Origin of the sequence: Sporosarcina sp. FSL W7-1283, assembly GCF_038003105.1 — a bacterium.
In the GTDB taxonomy this organism is placed as follows: domain Bacteria; phylum Bacillota; class Bacilli; order Bacillales_A; family Planococcaceae; genus Sporosarcina; species Sporosarcina newyorkensis.
In genome coordinates this window covers 1,710,284-1,724,671 of the sequence record NZ_JBBOOL010000001.1, presented here as the reverse complement: position 1 = coordinate 1,724,671, position 14,388 = coordinate 1,710,284, and the positions used below count along the sequence as shown (strand labels likewise).

Genomic DNA, 14,388 nt, shown 5'->3' with positions numbered 1-14,388 from the left:
ACACCTTCATCAAGTAAGTAATTCTTTCTATTCCTGCACAATCAATCGCATGAACCGTCTTATACGTGTTGCGTGCGACTTCCAAAAGGGAACTTTTTTTACCCAGACATTGAGTTTACTGTTTGTTTTCTACATTATAACAGTAAGATCGCCGGTGACAAATATAATGGTCTCGTTCTACTTATTCCGCTCAATAATATAGTCCGCCAACAAATGCAATATAGAATGCTCCAAATCAATCGAACGCAAGGCATTGATTGCTTCTTCATGACGTGCTTTTAACTGAGTTTGTGCGCCTTCGATTCCAAGTAAGGATGGATAGGTCGATTTCTCACTCGTCATATCACTGTTTGCAGGTTTACCCAGCTGTTCAGTTGTAGCCGTGACATCTAATATATCGTCTTGAATTTGGAAGGCAAGACCGATATTTCGAGAAAAACGAGCCAACTGGAATCTTTGGTCAGCCGTCGCTTCGGCTAAAACTGCACCCGCATCGATGCAATATGCCAACAATGCACCTGTTTTATGCAGATGTACTTCTTCTAAATCAGCTAAAGGCAATACTTGCTGTTCGCCCTTCATATCCAGAACTTGCCCCTTTACCATGCCTTGAGCGCCGGAAGCTTTTGCCAATAAACCGACCAATTCAATTGCGGCAGCTGGCGGTGTTTCCCGCAGGTCTGCCAATGCTTGGAATGCCAAAGCTTGCATCGCATCGCCTGCCAATGTAGCCACGTCTTCTCCGAATTTCTTATGGTTGGTCGGCTTCCCTCTTCTGAAATCGTCGTCATCCATGCAAGGCAGGTCATCATGTATCAATGAGTATGTATGTATCAATTCAACAGAAGCAGCAACTTTTAATGCATCTGCAGAATCCAAATGTAAGTCTGATAAAACAGCTAGGACTAGTAAAGGCCGAATTCTTTTACCGCCTGCTTGTATGGAATACGTCATCGATTCATGCAAAATATCGGGAATATCCGACTTTGCCAATTGATTCGTCAATTCTCTTTCGATTTCAGGGATTTTTTCATCCATAAATGTTTTTAATTTCTCATTCATTCGATTCACCTTCTGTCGGATCAAATGGAGCTTCTTTTCCATCTTGATCAATCATTCGAATCAGTTGTTTCTCTGCGTTTTGCAATTTCTTTTGACAATAGGCAGAGAGCTCCATCCCTTGCTTATACAATGTAATTGTATCTTCCAGGGGAGCCTCCCCAGCCTCTAACTTTTGCACAATTTCTTCTAATTGATGCATTGCTTGTTCAAATTGCATTTCTTTTTCTTCTGCCATCCCTACTTGACCTCCTTCGGAATTATGTTTTCTACAACAGCTTGAACTGACCCATCTGACATTTGTACGGTCATTTTCTCACCAACAGAAAGGTTTTCAATCGATTTGACGACTTCATCTTCCTGATAGGCGATCGAAAATCCCCTTTCCATTACTTGCAGTGGATTTAGTGCTTGCATCATGCGTGTGAGCGAGATAAAACGTTGTTGCTGATGTTTGACGTTCTGCTCGGCGGCACGATTCATTCGCATTGCCAACTGTTTTGTCTGTTGTTGTTCGAGCTGGATGCGGCGAATAGGTGTGTAGTACTGCAGACCAGCATATAAATTATCGAAAACCATACGCTTTTCCTGGATCAATGTGTTGCCGCTGCGCCGTAGTCGTTCTTCCAGATTGTCCATTTTTTCTATAAATGGCCGATACAATCGATCAGGATATTGTAGAGGATAGGCAGACCGTGCGGTTTCTAAACGCTTGTTTTGCTGTCTGAGTAATGTTTGGACAGCTAGATACATGGAACGCTGCTGATTTTTCAGATGCTGAAATAATTGCAATTGATCTGGAACCGCCATTTCAGCAGCAGCAGTCGGCGTCGGTGCACGAAGATCTGCGACATAGTCCGCTATTGTCGTGTCTGTTTCGTGTCCTACCGCACTGATGATCGGAATTCTGCTGGAGAAGATCGCCCGTGCGACTTCTTCTTCGTTAAAGGCCCATAGATCTTCTATGGATCCTCCTCCTCTGCCGACTAATAATACATCGATATCCGCTGTTCTGTTTGCCTGTTCGATTGCCTGCACGATAGATGGCGCTGCAGTACGTCCCTGAACTAATGCAGGAAACAAGTACATCTTAGTCATCGGGAAGCGGCGGGTGATCGTAGAGTACATATCTCGCAGAGCCGCCCCGGATTCTGCAGTGACTATCCCGATCGTCTGAGGGGTTTGTGGGATGGGTTGTTTGAACCTGGCTTCAAAGAGTCCTTCTTGCTGCAGCTTCTTTTTCAACTGTTCAAAGGCTAGATAAAGAGCCCCAATCCCATCTGGCTCCATCGTTTGAACGTATAATTGGTAGGACCCGGCAGTTTCATAGACCGTGACATCTCCTGTTATCAATACATTCATGCCGTTTTCAGGTTTGAATTGGAGTGTATTGGAACGCGAGCGGAACATAGCTGCCTGAATTCTCGTTTTGTCGTCCTTTAACGTAAAATAGATATGCCCAGATGGATGGAGCTTGACGTTGGAGAGTTCTCCTTTTACATAGACGTTTCGCAGATGTGGATCTGCGTCGAATTTGCGTTTGACGTATTTTGTTAGCGCTTGAACGGTTAAAAAAGTTTGATTGGACATGTTGTTGTCACCTGCCCTTTTATGTATAGAGAGGCGCCTGGGATTGGCGTCTCTCGGTTAAAGTTACTGAAATGAGTGCTGATTTATTTTGATTATGCACCTTTGATTTAAGAAAAGACAATAAAACTACATGATTCTTAGTTCTTAGTCCGGGAATTCAATTTGTTTTCTGCACTTTCTACTGTGTTCTTCAATAGCATAGTGATGGTCATCGGGCCTACTCCGCCTGGGACTGGAGTGATGGCGCTGGCTACTTGTTCTGCAGATGCGTAGTCTACGTCTCCGCAAAGTTTGCCGTTTTCGTCGCGGTTCATGCCGACGTCGATGACAACAGCACCTTCTTTAATGTAATCGCCTGTGATAAATTTTGCCATGCCGATGGCAACGATCAAAATGTCCGCTTGTTTCGTGAAGCTTTTAAGATCATTTGTGCGTGAGTGGCAATAGGTGACAGTGGCGTCTTTTTGCAACAGCAGCTGTCCCATCGGCTTGCCTACGATATTACTTCTTCCGATGATGACAGCGTGTTTGCCCGCGATTTCTACTCCTGAGCGTTCGAGCAATTGCATGATGCCATATGGTGTACATGGCAGAAACGTTTGTTGACCGATCAGCATTTTGCCGACGTTCATCGGATGGAAACCATCGACGTCTTTTTCAGGACTGATGGCGCGAATGACTTTGTTTTCGTCGATATGCTTCGGTAATGGAAGTTGTACAAGAATCCCATCGATCGAATCGTCTTGATTCAATTTTTCTACTTCTTTTAAAAGATCTTCTTCAGAAACCGTATCAGGCAATTTGATCAGCTCAGATTTCATGCCTGCTTCGATACTGGATTTTTCTTTGTTTTTAACATACGTCTGAGATGCCGGATTTTCTCCAACTAAAATAACAGCTAGTCCAGGTTGATAGCCCTGTTTCACTAAAGAAGCCACTTGTTCTTTCAGTTCTTCTCGGATTTCTTGTCCAATTGCTTTTCCATCAATTTTTTTACTAGACATGATTTTCCCACCAAACATTTTGTTATTTGTATTGAAAGTTGATCGAGCTCTAACGTGCATACTTCACTTCATATGGGAAGTGAGCCGAAATCAGTTGAATTTAGATAATACACCGTTGACAAAACGACCGGACTTTTCGTCTCCAAATGTTTTACACAATTCAATCGCTTCATTTAGGATCACTCGGTCAGGAACTTCTTTATTGTGCAGGAGCTCGTAAACAGCAAGCCTCAGAACCGTACGTTCTATTTTCGGCAGTCTGTCAATCGACCAGTTTTCCAATTTATTTGTGATTTCGTTATCAATTTCCGTCAAGTTTTCCGCTGTGCCTCGAACCAATTGTTCGTAAAACGTATTAAGAGGCGCATCGACTACATATCCGATGGCTTCGTCTACATTCATTTCACTATTGTCCAGCTGAAACAGCGTTTGAATTGCCTTTTCACGTGCTTCTCGTCGTTTCATATTTCTTATCTCCTCTGCCGCGCATCTTCAAAACCTAATGATAGCACAAAAGCCACGAAAAGAACTAGTAGAATCCTGTGATTTTGTGCGAACCATTGCGATTTAGAGACAAAGAACTTTGAATAGATGCAGATCAAGGAAAAAAGAGGCTGCCCGATATGTTCACCTGACTTGCAGACGGCTATTTTCCGGCTGCAAGAAATGCTTTTTTACAACTAACTCGTGACAGTCGATATCGTCAGGAAATGTGCGTTGCGCTACCTACTCTTCTGAATCACATAAAAAAGACTATCACTGAAAGATATTTCTTTCAGGATAGCCCCTTTTACTTTTCTATAGATTATTCATCGAATTGAATGCCCGTAATATGAACATTCACTTCATGAGTAGTAAGTGAAGTCATATGATAGATCGCTTGGCGAACTTCATTTTGAATTTCTGCCGCAACTGCAGGAATTGAATGGCCATATTCGATAATGCAATACACATCGATCTTCAGTCCTTCATCTGCCCACTCGGTCTTCACACCCTTACCATACATCACTTTACCCAGTTTTTCCGCAACTCCTGTCGCAAAATTCCCTTGAGTGGCAACAACACCACCGACTTCCGCCGTGGCAATGCCTATGATGACTTCAAGTACTTCAGGCGCGAGTTGGACACGTCCAAGTGCAGCATCTCCAGACGGTGTCATTCCGACAAACGATGGATTTGTTTTATCAGCCATTACACTTCTCCTCCAATTAATTCATGACGTCATATTTCTCTAAAAACTTCGTATCAAAGTCACCGGATTGGAATACTTCATGATCCATTAATTTAGAATGGAATGGAATCGTCGTATGTACACCTTCAACTACGAATTCATCCAATGCACGTTTCATCCGAGCGACCGCTTGCTCGCGCGTATCGGCATGTACAATCAATTTCGCGACCATTGAGTCATAAAATGGCGGGATCGCATACCCTGGATAAACAGCTGAATCCACACGTACTCCAAAACCGCCAGGGGGCAAGTACATAGTCACTTGACCAGGTGAAGGCATGAAATTCTTTTCTGGGTTTTCAGCATTTATACGGCATTCGATCGACCAGCCGTTCACTTGGATATCTTCCTGTTTGATCGATAGTTTTTCGCCAGAGGCTACTTTCAACTGTTGTTGGATTAAATCGACACCAGTAATCATCTCTGTAACAGGATGTTCCACTTGGATGCGCGTATTCATTTCCATAAAATAGAACGTTTGATTGATATGGTCGAAAATGAATTCTACTGTACCTGCACCGCGGTAATTGACGGCTTCAGCAGCTTTGACAGCAGCTTCCCCCATCTGCTTACGCAACTCCGGAGTCAAAGCTGGAGATGGCGCTTCTTCGACTAGCTTTTGCATACGGCGCTGAATCGAACAATCACGTTCTCCGAGGTGAATCGTGTTGCCGAATTTATCTGCTAATACTTGTACTTCTACATGACGGAAAACTTCGATGTATTTTTCAAGATAGACCCCTGGATTACCGAATGCTGCAGCAGCTTCTTTTTGCGTGATGTTCACGCCTTTTACAAGTTCTTCTTCATCGCGTGCGACACGGATTCCTTTCCCCCCGCCGCCAGCTGTAGCTTTGATGATAACAGGGAAGCCGATTTCTTTTGCAACTTTTAAAGCGTGATCTGCGTCATCCACGATTCCGTCAGAACCAGGAACAATCGGAACGCCTGCTTCTTGCATCGTGTTTCGCGCTACATCTTTCGTACCCATTTTCGAAATTGCTTCAGATGTAGGTCCGATGAATTCAATATTCACTTCTTCACATAATTCTGCGAAGCTGGCATTTTCCGCGAGAAACCCATAGCCTGGATGGATCCCGTCGCAATCAGTTGCTTTCGCTACACTGATGACATTCGAGAAATTCAGGTAGCTGTCAGTTGATAAGCGAGGTCCGATGCAGTAAGCTTCGTCGGCCAGTTGGACATGCAGCGCCTCTTGATCGGCTTCTGAATAAACTGCCACTGTTTGAATGCCCAGTTCTTTACAAGCACGGATAATCCGTACTGCGATTTCTCCTCGGTTTGCAATTAATACTTTTTTCATTTGTCAGTCCCCCTTAATTCTCTTTAACAAGGAATAAAGGTTGTCCGTATTCTACAAGTTGACCGTCTTGCACTAACACTTCAACGATTTCCCCGGATACTTCGGATTCGATTTCATTAAATAGTTTCATAGCTTCTACAATACAAACAATGGATTCAGCTGTGACTTTATCGCCTTTTTTAACATATGGAGCAGCGTCAGGTGAAGAAGCTTGGTAGTATGTACCAACCATTGGCGAAGTAATTTTGTGCAATGATGCATCTTCTGCTACTTCAACAGGTGCTGATGCTTGTGCTGGTGTTTCTGCAGGAGCCGGAGCTGCTGGCGCTGCAACTGGAGCCGCAACTTGCGGTACTGCCTGTGGAGCTGGAGCTGCTAACGGAGCATCAGAAACCACTGTAAGCGTTTCCCCAGAACTTTTTTCTAGTTTAATTTTTCCACCGTCCGATTCGAACGTGAACTTTTGGATGGATGATTGATCGATTAGTTTGATAATTTCTCGAATTTCTTGAATTTTCAACATAACTGATTCTCCTGACTATTTTATTCTTCCTATCTTCTACTATGATAGACGTTTTACTATAAATTTGGAATAGTAAAATCGTATTTTATTCATTAATCAAAGAAAAGTCCCAATTATTTCTAACATACACTTTACTAAATGATCAATAACATCGTGACTTTATTGCGTTCAGTTTTTGAATTGTGATTAGGTCTGCGTGACGCAGGATGTAGCGATCTTATCCTGCATTCTATTGTTCAGTGAGAGTTTTCTGCTGAATAAAGATAAAAACCAGAAGCCATCGAGGCCCCTGGTTGAACTGTTTATTCTTTTGATTCAGCAAAATCCACTTTGACAGTTTGCGCGCCATCCCAGCTTGACATGATGTATTGAGTGATTTCATCCGCCATTTGAGGTGAATGCTCTTCATTTGATAGGACTGTAACGTTTACACGTTCTTCCTCTCCTCGGACAAATACTTCCGGGTAGCCCAGTGCTTTGATTTGCATTTCCATCAAAGCTTCTGTGGAGCTTACTTTGCGCAATTCTGCAATCTCATCAAAGATTTCATTTTTTTCTTCTGCTGTAAAGTCGGAGGAAGTCATTTTTGCGGTTAACTGCTCCACCATTTCACTGCGCTCGTTTCGTACTTCCATTCGCATATCCTGGAAGATATACGATTCGGCAAAGACTGGTTTCACTTCATCCGTTTTACCTTCTTTCTCCAGTAACTTCGTCGCATCTTTTGTTTCTTTCGTGAAGATCGCGATTCCATCAAACGGCATAGGTGCCTCTTTTTTGACGTAGTAGATGGAGATGACTGCTACAAGACTGAGTAATGTTAAAAACCAAACTGTTCGTTTATTTGCTTTCAAGATGATTCCCCCTTTTCTTCATTTCCACGATAACAATACGATGTTCAGGCAATTGAAGGACGTTGGCTAGTAATTGTGAGAGTTCGTTTCGCACAGCCTGATCTTCGGCTCCTTCCGCCACAACGAGCAGGCCTTTTAACTTAGATTCATTTTTAGCCTGAGTGTCGGAGATCGAAAAGTACCCAGCCAATGAACTCTCGACTTCTCTCTCGTCATAATGAAAGTAAACCGTAACTTTCCCTAGTCCCTCCATTTGTTCAAGCGTTTCTTCTAATGTGGATTGCAGACGCTGCTCTTCTTTTTTTCGGTTTTCCCCTCCTAGACTTTCCGTGCTGGTGATGTACAAGATGCCAAATACAATCATCATAAGACCGACTAACAACATTTGGGATTTTTTCTTTGTTTTTTGCATGTTTCCATCACCATCTCATAGTGGCTTTCATTCAGTTACCAAATGGGATTCTACATTTGCATAGTATGTAGAGTTAAAACAACTTATGACCTGCAGCCTGTAAAAAAAATTGTAAGATCCACAATCCAATCGCTAATTTAATTAACGGAACAAAGGCTTTCTCCATTTCCTCCGATGCTACCAATTGGAGAATCAACGCAAGCAACACCAGGTTTGCAAGACCGGTTAGAAACAGATGCATCAGAGTACCCCCTCCTCACTTCCCAAGCGTCATCATTTTAATAAACGTTACGATAAAGATCGTCGTATAGATGAACGCAAATGAAATGAGAAAAGATATAGCGCAGAGAACAAAAAGAGTACGTCCTATATCATCAAGTAATCCGCATACTTCTTTTTGAGAAAATGGTTCGATTAACGCCGCAGTCCATCTGAATAAGAAAGCAGTACATAATATCTTCAATGCCGGCAACAAAGCTACTGTCCAAATGGAAAGCAACAGCCAGATGCTTATATAGGCGGTTGCACCGGAAGAATAGCGGCCGATTGAGCCGAGTGTATCCGTCAAAAGTGAACCGATCAGCGGGATATTCTGGCGGATCAACTCCTTTATCGGTTCATTTAATGTACCGGACAATGTCCAAGTCAACGCACCGCCAGCTGTAATAAAAATCGAATAGGCCGCTACCATAGCAGAGACTATCGCAAGCAACGATGTTCTCAGTAAATCTGCCATCCTAGTAAAAACGATTTCAGGCATCAACCGAGTAAGGATATCCAGTAACAGCGCCGTCGATAAAATCGGCAGCAAAAACTTTTCCGCAAAGACTACAGCACCTTGAGCAAACAACAACATCGCAGGCTGGAAATTCACCACACTGAACGTAGCGCCTGATGCTAAAATCATTGCTGCGATAAGTGGATACATTCCGAGAAATAAAGAAGCGATCGAGTGGGTGATGAGTTGGATTTGTCGAAAGCTTTCGGTTGCCGGTTCCATCAGTAAAAGTAAAACGAGGAGAAGCAGCACAAACCTCGTCCATTTTTGGAACGCCGGCAGAAAAAAATCGACTAGTAACGTGATCAGTAACATGACCATTAGCAGGAAAAAAGGTCCTAATACTTCGGCGATTATGGAATTCAGAAAATCAGGCATAGACGTCTCGTCCATTCGTTGTAGTAGTTTCCGATCCTCCTACCAAGGAATCAAAGCGTGAATGGTTTCAATCAATTGTTTAATGGACGGAAACCAAAGCGTCAGAATCACGATTTTCATGACCGTCTGAAATAACCGCGCAAACGCTCCGTATCCCTCATCTTTCATTTGAAGTGCCAGTAGCTCACCCATATAGTACAGTCCCGCGCTGACAACTAATAAGGTGGTGTAAGGGACCGGCACCTTCTCGACTAGTGACAGGACAGAAGTAGCAAAAGGCACTAAAAATGTAAATAGAACATACACTGCCGTAAGCAAAAATAGCGTCGTATAGAGAATCGGATGCAATGCGGGAGCGGCAAAAGATAATAAGAGCAACAAGATGTAGACAATAAACAGTTGAAAGATGACCGCCATTACATCGCCATCGACAACCAGCTGAAGAATTCTGTAATTTCCGTGAAAAACACGCGAAGAAACATCAGCAATTCAATCGAAATATAAAGATACGCTAGGAAAAATAGAAAAAATGAAAATTCTTTCTTTCCTGTCTGCTCAAAAAACACATGCAAAACACCAATCACCAATCCGACGCCGGCGATGCGCAATAAATCGTTCAATTCCATCCCGCTACGCCTCCTCCATGGTCCACTGTATGAATAGCGTGCGGGCGATATGACAATACGCAAAAAAACACACGAGAGCTATTCTCGTGTGTTTCGGGTATGTTTGATCGCTTTATGCGCGTGAAACGTATTCTGCTTCTTCTGTATTGATGATCAGCTTATCGCCTTGATTGACGAAAAACGGAACCTGTACAACTAATCCAGTCTCCATTTTAGCCGGCTTGGAACCACCGCTCGCTGTATCGCCTTTGATACCAGGCTCAGTCTCTGCTACTTCCAATGTTACAGTACTCGGCAATTCAACCCCGAGCACTTCATCTTTATAAGAGATGACATGCACTTCCATATTCTCTTTCAAGAATTTCAATTCATATTCAAGCTGTGAAGAAGCAAGTTCAAGCTGTTCATACGATTCATTGTCCATGAAAACATGCTCATCGCCATTGGCATATAGATATTGCATACGACGGTTATCGATCTGTGCTTTTTCTACTTTTTCACCTGCACGGAACGTCTTTTCATTGACGTTGCCTGTACGAAGATTACGCAATTTCGAACGAACGAATGCTGCGCCTTTCCCTGGCTTTACGTGTTGGAAATCCATAACACGCCAAATATCACCGTCAAATTCAATTGTTAATCCTGTACGAAACTCGTTTACTGAAATCATTCGTATTCCTCCAATTAATCGATTATAAAATAAGCAGTTCTTTTGTAGACTTAGTCAATCGTTCATTGCCCGTTTCAGTGATCAGAATGTCATCCTCGATCCGAACACCGCCGATCCCAGGCAAATAAATCCCCGGCTCCACCGTCACGGCCATATTCGGCACCAAGACCGTTTCTGAGCGGTACGATAAGGCGGGTGCTTCATGGACTTCCATGCCAATCCCATGACCCGTTGAATGACCGAATGCATCTCCGTAGCCTTTTGACTTGATGTAACCGCGAGCAATTGCGTCTGCTTCAATCCCTGTCATGCCAGGCTTGATATTTTCAACCGCTAATTGCTGTGCGGTCAATGTCACATCATAAATCTCTACTAGTTTAGCAGAAGGCTGGCCTACAGATACTGTTCTGGTAATATCAGAAATATATCCATTATAGAGCGCACCATAGTCCATTGTAACAAAATCACCATTCTCAATCACTTTATCAGAAGCAACCCCATGTGGTAAAGCCCCTCTTTCGCCCGAAGCGACAATGATGTCAAATGAAGAGGATGTTGCGCCTTGCTTGCGCATGAAAAACTCCAGTTCATTGGCGATTTCCAGTTCTGTTTTTCCTGCTCTGATGACGGAGCAAATATAAACAAACGCAGCATCCGCAATGGCGGCAGCTTGCTTTAATATTTCAATTTCTTCCGGTGTCTTAATCAGACGAAGTTTTTCCACCAGGCCGGCAACAGGGACTAGTTGTGCATCTACATGTTCATCATACATTTGGAATTGACTGTAGCTAAGATGCTCTTTTTCGAACCCTAATTTGCTGATTTTCATTTCTTTCACTTGATGGGCGACTTCTTGAATCATCGTTCCTGTATGCTGCACGATACGATAGCCTGTAAGCTGAGTATTCGCTTGATCCATATAACGAAAATCTGTAATGAAAACGGCGTCGTTGCGAGAAATGATCACGGATCCCGCAGAACCTGTAAAGTTGGTCATATAGCGGCGGTTGTAAGGGCTCGTAATGAGTAATGCATCCAATTCTTGTTCTTCTAACAGTTTGCGCAGTTGTTCAATTTTCAAGACGTTCTCCCCTCTCGTTTTAGCAGAAATGCATGGAAGGCGAGATCATATCCTGCTGTACCAAATCCGCAAAGCTGCCCTGCCGCAACCGGCGCAATGACAGAGGTATGACGAAACTCTTCGCGGGTATGTATATTTGAGATATGGACTTCGATTACTGGAACAGATATGGATGCAATGGCATCCCGGAGCGCAATGCTGTAATGTGTGAACGCACCTGGATTAAAGATGATTCCGTTAATTCCCGCATCTTCTGCATCGTGGATCCGATTGATGAGTTCTCCTTCTACGTTGGATTGGAAACAAGACAGTCCTATATCTGATTCGTCAGCCAACCGCTGAATTCTTGCTTCTATATCTGCCAATGTCTCCGCCCCGTAGATATCAGGCTCTCTCTTGCCCAAACGATTCAAGTTCGGACCATTTAACAGTAACAGTTCCATCTAATTCCCTCCCACTCATTTTCCTTCCTATTTTAGCACAATGAGTTAGGCTGACAAACTAATTCTATTTCTGTTTTAAAACGTTTTTCTCATATAGACGGATGTGCCGATAACAAATCGGACGACCATCGCGAGTAGACAAGCAAATGGGATGGATAGTTTTTTCAAAAATTGCTTCATTGTTAATTCTGCGTTTACATGGATTGCCCATTCAATGAAAAACAGCGCAATGATGGTGATGATCAGAGACGATACTGAAGGTGGAATTTTGGATGTAAAGAGCGCGATCATATATAAAAGAAAAAAAAGTACGAAGCAGACAATTCCTAATAAAGTCCACTTGAACCAGCCCGGAGTCGTAGTGAATATGTGTAATCTTTCTGACCAACCGACTGGAGACCATTTGATAAATTTGAAGACTTGCAGAAATTTTAATGAAAAGATAGATAAGACAGCAGCCATCAGAGCTGTCCAAAAGTGTGTTGCAGTTATTCGCATAATAATCCCTCCTGCTTCATTGTCGGATTTTTTTGCTGTTTTTAAACATCTCAATGGTGCATTTTCAGTTTTTTTAGTACACTATAGATATCGTTTCTAACGACAGAAAGTGTGGGTATGTAATGGGTAAACCTAAAACTCCTCCTGCATACGGAGGACAAGCACTTATAGAAGGTGTAATGTTTGGCGGTAAAAAGGATACGGTAACCGCCATTCGCAGGAAAGATGATACGATTGAATATTTTCATGTACCGAGGGAAGAACATCCCGTCCGTCAAAAACTCAAGAAAATCCCTTTAATTCGGGGAATTGTTGCGTTGATCGAATCTGCTGGGAATGGTTCAAAACATCTAACATTTGCGAGTGACCGCTATGATGTGATGCCAGGAGAAGAAGATGAACAGCAAGGAGAAGAAGAAACATCGAAGCTCGTAATGGTTTTAGGTGTAGCCGCAGTCGGAGTGCTGACATTTTTATTCAGCAAGTTCGTCTTTACGCTCGTGCCAGTCTTCTTGGCTGAATTATTCCAGTCGGTAGCGCCTGGTAAAACCGCACAGATTATGCTGGAAAGTTTTTTCAAGTTAGTCCTTCTGCTGACATACATCGGTCTTATTTCTATGACCCCGCTCATCAAACGTGTTTTCCAATACCATGGTGCGGAACATAAAGTGATCAACAACTATGAGAACCATATGGAGATGACGGTTGAAAATGTCCAATCGCAATCCAGACTGCATTATCGATGCGGCAGCAGTTTCATATTGTTTACAGTCATCGTTGGAATGTTCATCTATTTCCTAGTTCCAACCGACCCGCTTTGGCTGCGTGTCGTCAACCGGATTTTATTGATTCCTGTCGTGTTGGGGGTTTCTTTTGAAGTACTTCAGCTAACCAATGCTGTACGAAATGTACCTGTTCTTCGTTATCTAGGCTATCCTGGACTTTGGTTGCAATTACTGACAACAAAAGAGCCGGACGATAAGCAAGTGGAAGTAGCGATTGCTTCTTTCGAGAAGTTATTGGAAGTGGAACAATACGGGGTCAGTGCGTTGAACTCGGAAGTGGCGGTTGAAAAAGAAGCAGTGGATGAACAGAAACCTGTAACGATTCTGTCATAAGTTAAATGGCACCTCAGAGGTCGGGTAGTATCCTGACTTTTGGGGTGTTTTTGATTCTAGGCAAACCGGAGCTTTACCGTGAAAGTATGATTGAAATTATGCGGAACATACTATACTCAAATTTAATTTAGGATGATGAAATTGAAAAAGTTTTTTTCGGTTCTACCGGTTTTATTTGGTGTAGTAGTTTCCGTATTGATTTATGGAACAGCTAAAGTGAATTCATCCAATATACCGCCCTCCCTTGAGGAAGTGTACACTCGAATTGGATATAACATCCCCGGATGAAACAGTGAAAAAGTATGAAAGTCATTTTAACCATGTTTTAAAATTGCCAAAGATCAAGTCTTCTATTTCTTTCACTCATCAATTAGGAAGATTTTCCGAAGACACCGAATACAACCTCAATGACTCTTTGGAAATCAAGTTTATTAATAGTGAAATTGTAGAAAACCATTATAAAATTGTTATCCTACCTTTGGAGAATACATTAACTTTTAAAAGTAATGCCAATCAGAAAGATTACACACTTACAAATGGACAAAAAGCCCTTTATATTGAGCATCCGTTATTTAATTTTTTGATTTTTGAACATGATCATTGGCAATACGTGCTCGCAATTGATAAAAGAGTTTCTAAAATAACAGCTGATACATTGGTTGAGATTGCCAACTCAATTGAATAAGTCGTATCTCTTCTTACATCAACACTTCTGAACGTTAGGTATATACACATTGTAAAGACCGCTAATCCATTATGAATTAGCGGTCTTTGTGTTTTATTGTACTCGAATTAACCA

General features: G+C 42.5%; 21 protein-coding genes. 3 read left to right on the top strand and 18 right to left on the bottom strand.

Going from position 1 to position 14,388, the window contains the following annotated elements; genetic code table 11:
- Nucleotides 1-177 precede the first annotated feature (177 nt).
- The 18 genes from MKY93_RS08410 to MKY93_RS08325 all read right to left on the bottom strand — a co-directional run bounded on the left by MKY93_RS08410 (nt 178) and on the right by MKY93_RS08325 (nt 12,471).
- Nucleotides 178-1,062, bottom strand: a complete 885-nt coding sequence (locus tag MKY93_RS08410) for a polyprenyl synthetase family protein (RefSeq protein ID WP_009496785.1) — start codon at nt 1,060-1,062, stop codon at nt 178-180.
- Complete coding sequence (locus MKY93_RS08405) at nt 1,055-1,297, bottom strand: exodeoxyribonuclease VII small subunit (RefSeq protein WP_009496786.1); 243 nt, start codon at nt 1,295-1,297, stop codon at nt 1,055-1,057. Before MKY93_RS08405 ends, MKY93_RS08410 begins: the two co-directional genes overlap by 8 nt.
- A gap of 2 nt (nt 1,298-1,299) precedes the next feature.
- The gene (gene xseA / locus MKY93_RS08400; protein ID WP_078816561.1) at nt 1,300-2,649 is read right to left on the bottom strand and encodes an exodeoxyribonuclease VII large subunit; all 1,350 of its coding nucleotides are present in this window, start codon (nt 2,647-2,649) and stop codon (nt 1,300-1,302) included.
- Between the two features lie 137 nt (nt 2,650-2,786).
- Nucleotides 2,787-3,653, bottom strand: a complete 867-nt coding sequence (folD, locus tag MKY93_RS08395; RefSeq protein WP_040758111.1) for a bifunctional methylenetetrahydrofolate dehydrogenase/methenyltetrahydrofolate cyclohydrolase FolD — start codon at nt 3,651-3,653, stop codon at nt 2,787-2,789.
- Between the two features lie 90 nt (nt 3,654-3,743).
- On the bottom strand, nt 3,744-4,118 hold the full coding sequence (gene nusB, locus MKY93_RS08390) for a transcription antitermination factor NusB (RefSeq protein ID WP_009496789.1): 375 nt from the start codon (nt 4,116-4,118) through the stop codon (nt 3,744-3,746).
- A 340-nt stretch (nt 4,119-4,458) separates the two neighbouring features.
- Entirely contained in the window at nt 4,459-4,845 is a 387-nt protein-coding gene (locus MKY93_RS08385; RefSeq protein WP_009496790.1) for an Asp23/Gls24 family envelope stress response protein, read from the bottom strand.
- Between the two features lie 16 nt (nt 4,846-4,861).
- Nucleotides 4,862-6,208, bottom strand: coding sequence for an acetyl-CoA carboxylase biotin carboxylase subunit (accC, locus tag MKY93_RS08380; protein WP_221835004.1), 1,347 nt, complete (start codon nt 6,206-6,208; stop codon nt 4,862-4,864).
- Between the two features lie 13 nt (nt 6,209-6,221).
- The gene (gene accB / locus MKY93_RS08375; protein ID WP_009496792.1) at nt 6,222-6,731 is read right to left on the bottom strand and encodes an acetyl-CoA carboxylase biotin carboxyl carrier protein; all 510 of its coding nucleotides are present in this window, start codon (nt 6,729-6,731) and stop codon (nt 6,222-6,224) included.
- Between the two features lie 302 nt (nt 6,732-7,033).
- Complete coding sequence (locus MKY93_RS08370) at nt 7,034-7,585, bottom strand: SpoIIIAH-like family protein (protein ID WP_009496793.1); 552 nt, start codon at nt 7,583-7,585, stop codon at nt 7,034-7,036.
- Nucleotides 7,572-7,997 (bottom strand): stage III sporulation protein AG, encoded by a 426-nt coding sequence (locus MKY93_RS08365; protein ID WP_009496794.1) that lies wholly within the window; start codon nt 7,995-7,997, stop codon nt 7,572-7,574. Before MKY93_RS08365 ends, MKY93_RS08370 begins: the two co-directional genes overlap by 14 nt.
- A gap of 73 nt (nt 7,998-8,070) precedes the next feature.
- Nucleotides 8,071-8,238: a hypothetical protein gene (locus tag MKY93_RS08360; protein ID WP_009496795.1), complete on the bottom strand. Its 168-nt coding sequence runs from the start codon at nt 8,236-8,238 to the stop codon at nt 8,071-8,073.
- Between the two features lie 15 nt (nt 8,239-8,253).
- Nucleotides 8,254-9,153: a stage III sporulation protein AE gene (locus MKY93_RS08355; RefSeq protein ID WP_176132467.1), complete on the bottom strand. Its 900-nt coding sequence runs from the start codon at nt 9,151-9,153 to the stop codon at nt 8,254-8,256.
- Between the two features lie 39 nt (nt 9,154-9,192).
- A complete protein-coding gene (locus MKY93_RS08350) occupies nt 9,193-9,570 on the bottom strand; it encodes a SpoIIIAC/SpoIIIAD family protein (RefSeq protein WP_009496797.1) in 378 nt (125 codons plus the stop codon).
- Nucleotides 9,570-9,779 (bottom strand): hypothetical protein, encoded by a 210-nt coding sequence (locus MKY93_RS08345; protein ID WP_009496798.1) that lies wholly within the window; start codon nt 9,777-9,779, stop codon nt 9,570-9,572. Before MKY93_RS08345 ends, MKY93_RS08350 begins: the two co-directional genes overlap by 1 nt.
- Nucleotides 9,780-9,891: 112 nt before the next feature.
- Entirely contained in the window at nt 9,892-10,449 is a 558-nt protein-coding gene (gene efp, locus MKY93_RS08340) for an elongation factor P (protein ID WP_009496799.1), read from the bottom strand.
- 22 nt (nt 10,450-10,471) lie between these two features.
- On the bottom strand, nt 10,472-11,530 hold the full coding sequence (locus tag MKY93_RS08335) for a M24 family metallopeptidase (RefSeq protein WP_340758782.1): 1,059 nt from the start codon (nt 11,528-11,530) through the stop codon (nt 10,472-10,474).
- On the bottom strand, nt 11,527-11,973 hold the full coding sequence (gene aroQ, locus MKY93_RS08330) for a type II 3-dehydroquinate dehydratase (protein ID WP_340758781.1): 447 nt from the start codon (nt 11,971-11,973) through the stop codon (nt 11,527-11,529). Before aroQ ends, MKY93_RS08335 begins: the two co-directional genes overlap by 4 nt.
- 75 nt (nt 11,974-12,048) lie before the next feature.
- Complete coding sequence (locus MKY93_RS08325; RefSeq protein ID WP_340758780.1) at nt 12,049-12,471, bottom strand: hypothetical protein; 423 nt, start codon at nt 12,469-12,471, stop codon at nt 12,049-12,051.
- A gap of 122 nt (nt 12,472-12,593) precedes the next feature.
- Between MKY93_RS08325 and MKY93_RS08320 the strand changes: the two genes are divergently transcribed.
- The 3 genes from MKY93_RS08320 to MKY93_RS08310 all read left to right on the top strand — a co-directional run bounded on the left by MKY93_RS08320 (nt 12,594) and on the right by MKY93_RS08310 (nt 14,274).
- Nucleotides 12,594-13,589 (top strand): DUF1385 domain-containing protein, encoded by a 996-nt coding sequence (locus MKY93_RS08320; protein WP_009496803.1) that lies wholly within the window; start codon nt 12,594-12,596, stop codon nt 13,587-13,589.
- A gap of 141 nt (nt 13,590-13,730) precedes the next feature.
- Nucleotides 13,731-13,877 carry a hypothetical protein gene (locus tag MKY93_RS08315; RefSeq protein ID WP_340758778.1) on the top strand — a complete coding sequence of 49 codons (147 nt, stop codon included), beginning with the start codon at nt 13,731-13,733 and terminating at the stop codon, nt 13,875-13,877.
- A 4-nt stretch (nt 13,878-13,881) separates the two neighbouring features.
- Complete coding sequence (locus MKY93_RS08310; RefSeq protein WP_340758777.1) at nt 13,882-14,274, top strand: hypothetical protein; 393 nt, start codon at nt 13,882-13,884, stop codon at nt 14,272-14,274.
- Nucleotides 14,275-14,388 lie beyond the last annotated feature (114 nt).

Bases quoted from the DNA above. Each gene is read 5' to 3' on its own strand.
- MKY93_RS08325 (WP_340758780.1), bottom strand. From the start codon at position 12,471: ATGCGAATAACTGCAACACACTTTTGGACAGCTCTGATGGCTGCTGTC.
- MKY93_RS08320 (WP_009496803.1), top strand. From the start codon at position 12,594: ATGGGTAAACCTAAAACTCCTCCTGCATACGGAGGACAAGCACTTATA.
- nusB (WP_009496789.1), bottom strand. From the start codon at position 4,118: ATGAAACGACGAGAAGCACGTGAAAAGGCAATTCAAACGCTGTTTCAG.
- folD (WP_040758111.1), bottom strand. From the start codon at position 3,653: ATGTCTAGTAAAAAAATTGATGGAAAAGCAATTGGACAAGAAATCCGA.
- MKY93_RS08360 (WP_009496795.1), bottom strand. From the start codon at position 8,238: ATGCATCTGTTTCTAACCGGTCTTGCAAACCTGGTGTTGCTTGCGTTG.
- MKY93_RS08350 (WP_009496797.1), bottom strand. From the start codon at position 9,570: ATGGCGGTCATCTTTCAACTGTTTATTGTCTACATCTTGTTGCTCTTA.
- MKY93_RS08345 (WP_009496798.1), bottom strand. From the start codon at position 9,779: ATGGAATTGAACGATTTATTGCGCATCGCCGGCGTCGGATTGGTGATT.
- accC (WP_221835004.1), bottom strand. From the start codon at position 6,208: ATGAAAAAAGTATTAATTGCAAACCGAGGAGAAATCGCAGTACGGATT.
- efp (WP_009496799.1), bottom strand. From the start codon at position 10,449: ATGATTTCAGTAAACGAGTTTCGTACAGGATTAACAATTGAATTTGAC.
- MKY93_RS08355 (WP_176132467.1), bottom strand. From the start codon at position 9,153: ATGCCTGATTTTCTGAATTCCATAATCGCCGAAGTATTAGGACCTTTT.
- MKY93_RS08365 (WP_009496794.1), bottom strand. From the start codon at position 7,997: ATGCAAAAAACAAAGAAAAAATCCCAAATGTTGTTAGTCGGTCTTATG.
- accB (WP_009496792.1), bottom strand. From the start codon at position 6,731: ATGTTGAAAATTCAAGAAATTCGAGAAATTATCAAACTAATCGATCAA.
- MKY93_RS08410 (WP_009496785.1), bottom strand. From the start codon at position 1,062: ATGAATGAGAAATTAAAAACATTTATGGATGAAAAAATCCCTGAAATC.
- MKY93_RS08385 (WP_009496790.1), bottom strand. From the start codon at position 4,845: ATGGCTGATAAAACAAATCCATCGTTTGTCGGAATGACACCGTCTGGA.
- xseA (WP_078816561.1), bottom strand. From the start codon at position 2,649: ATGTCCAATCAAACTTTTTTAACCGTTCAAGCGCTAACAAAATACGTC.
- aroQ (WP_340758781.1), bottom strand. From the start codon at position 11,973: ATGGAACTGTTACTGTTAAATGGTCCGAACTTGAATCGTTTGGGCAAG.
- MKY93_RS08405 (WP_009496786.1), bottom strand. From the start codon at position 1,297: ATGGCAGAAGAAAAAGAAATGCAATTTGAACAAGCAATGCATCAATTA.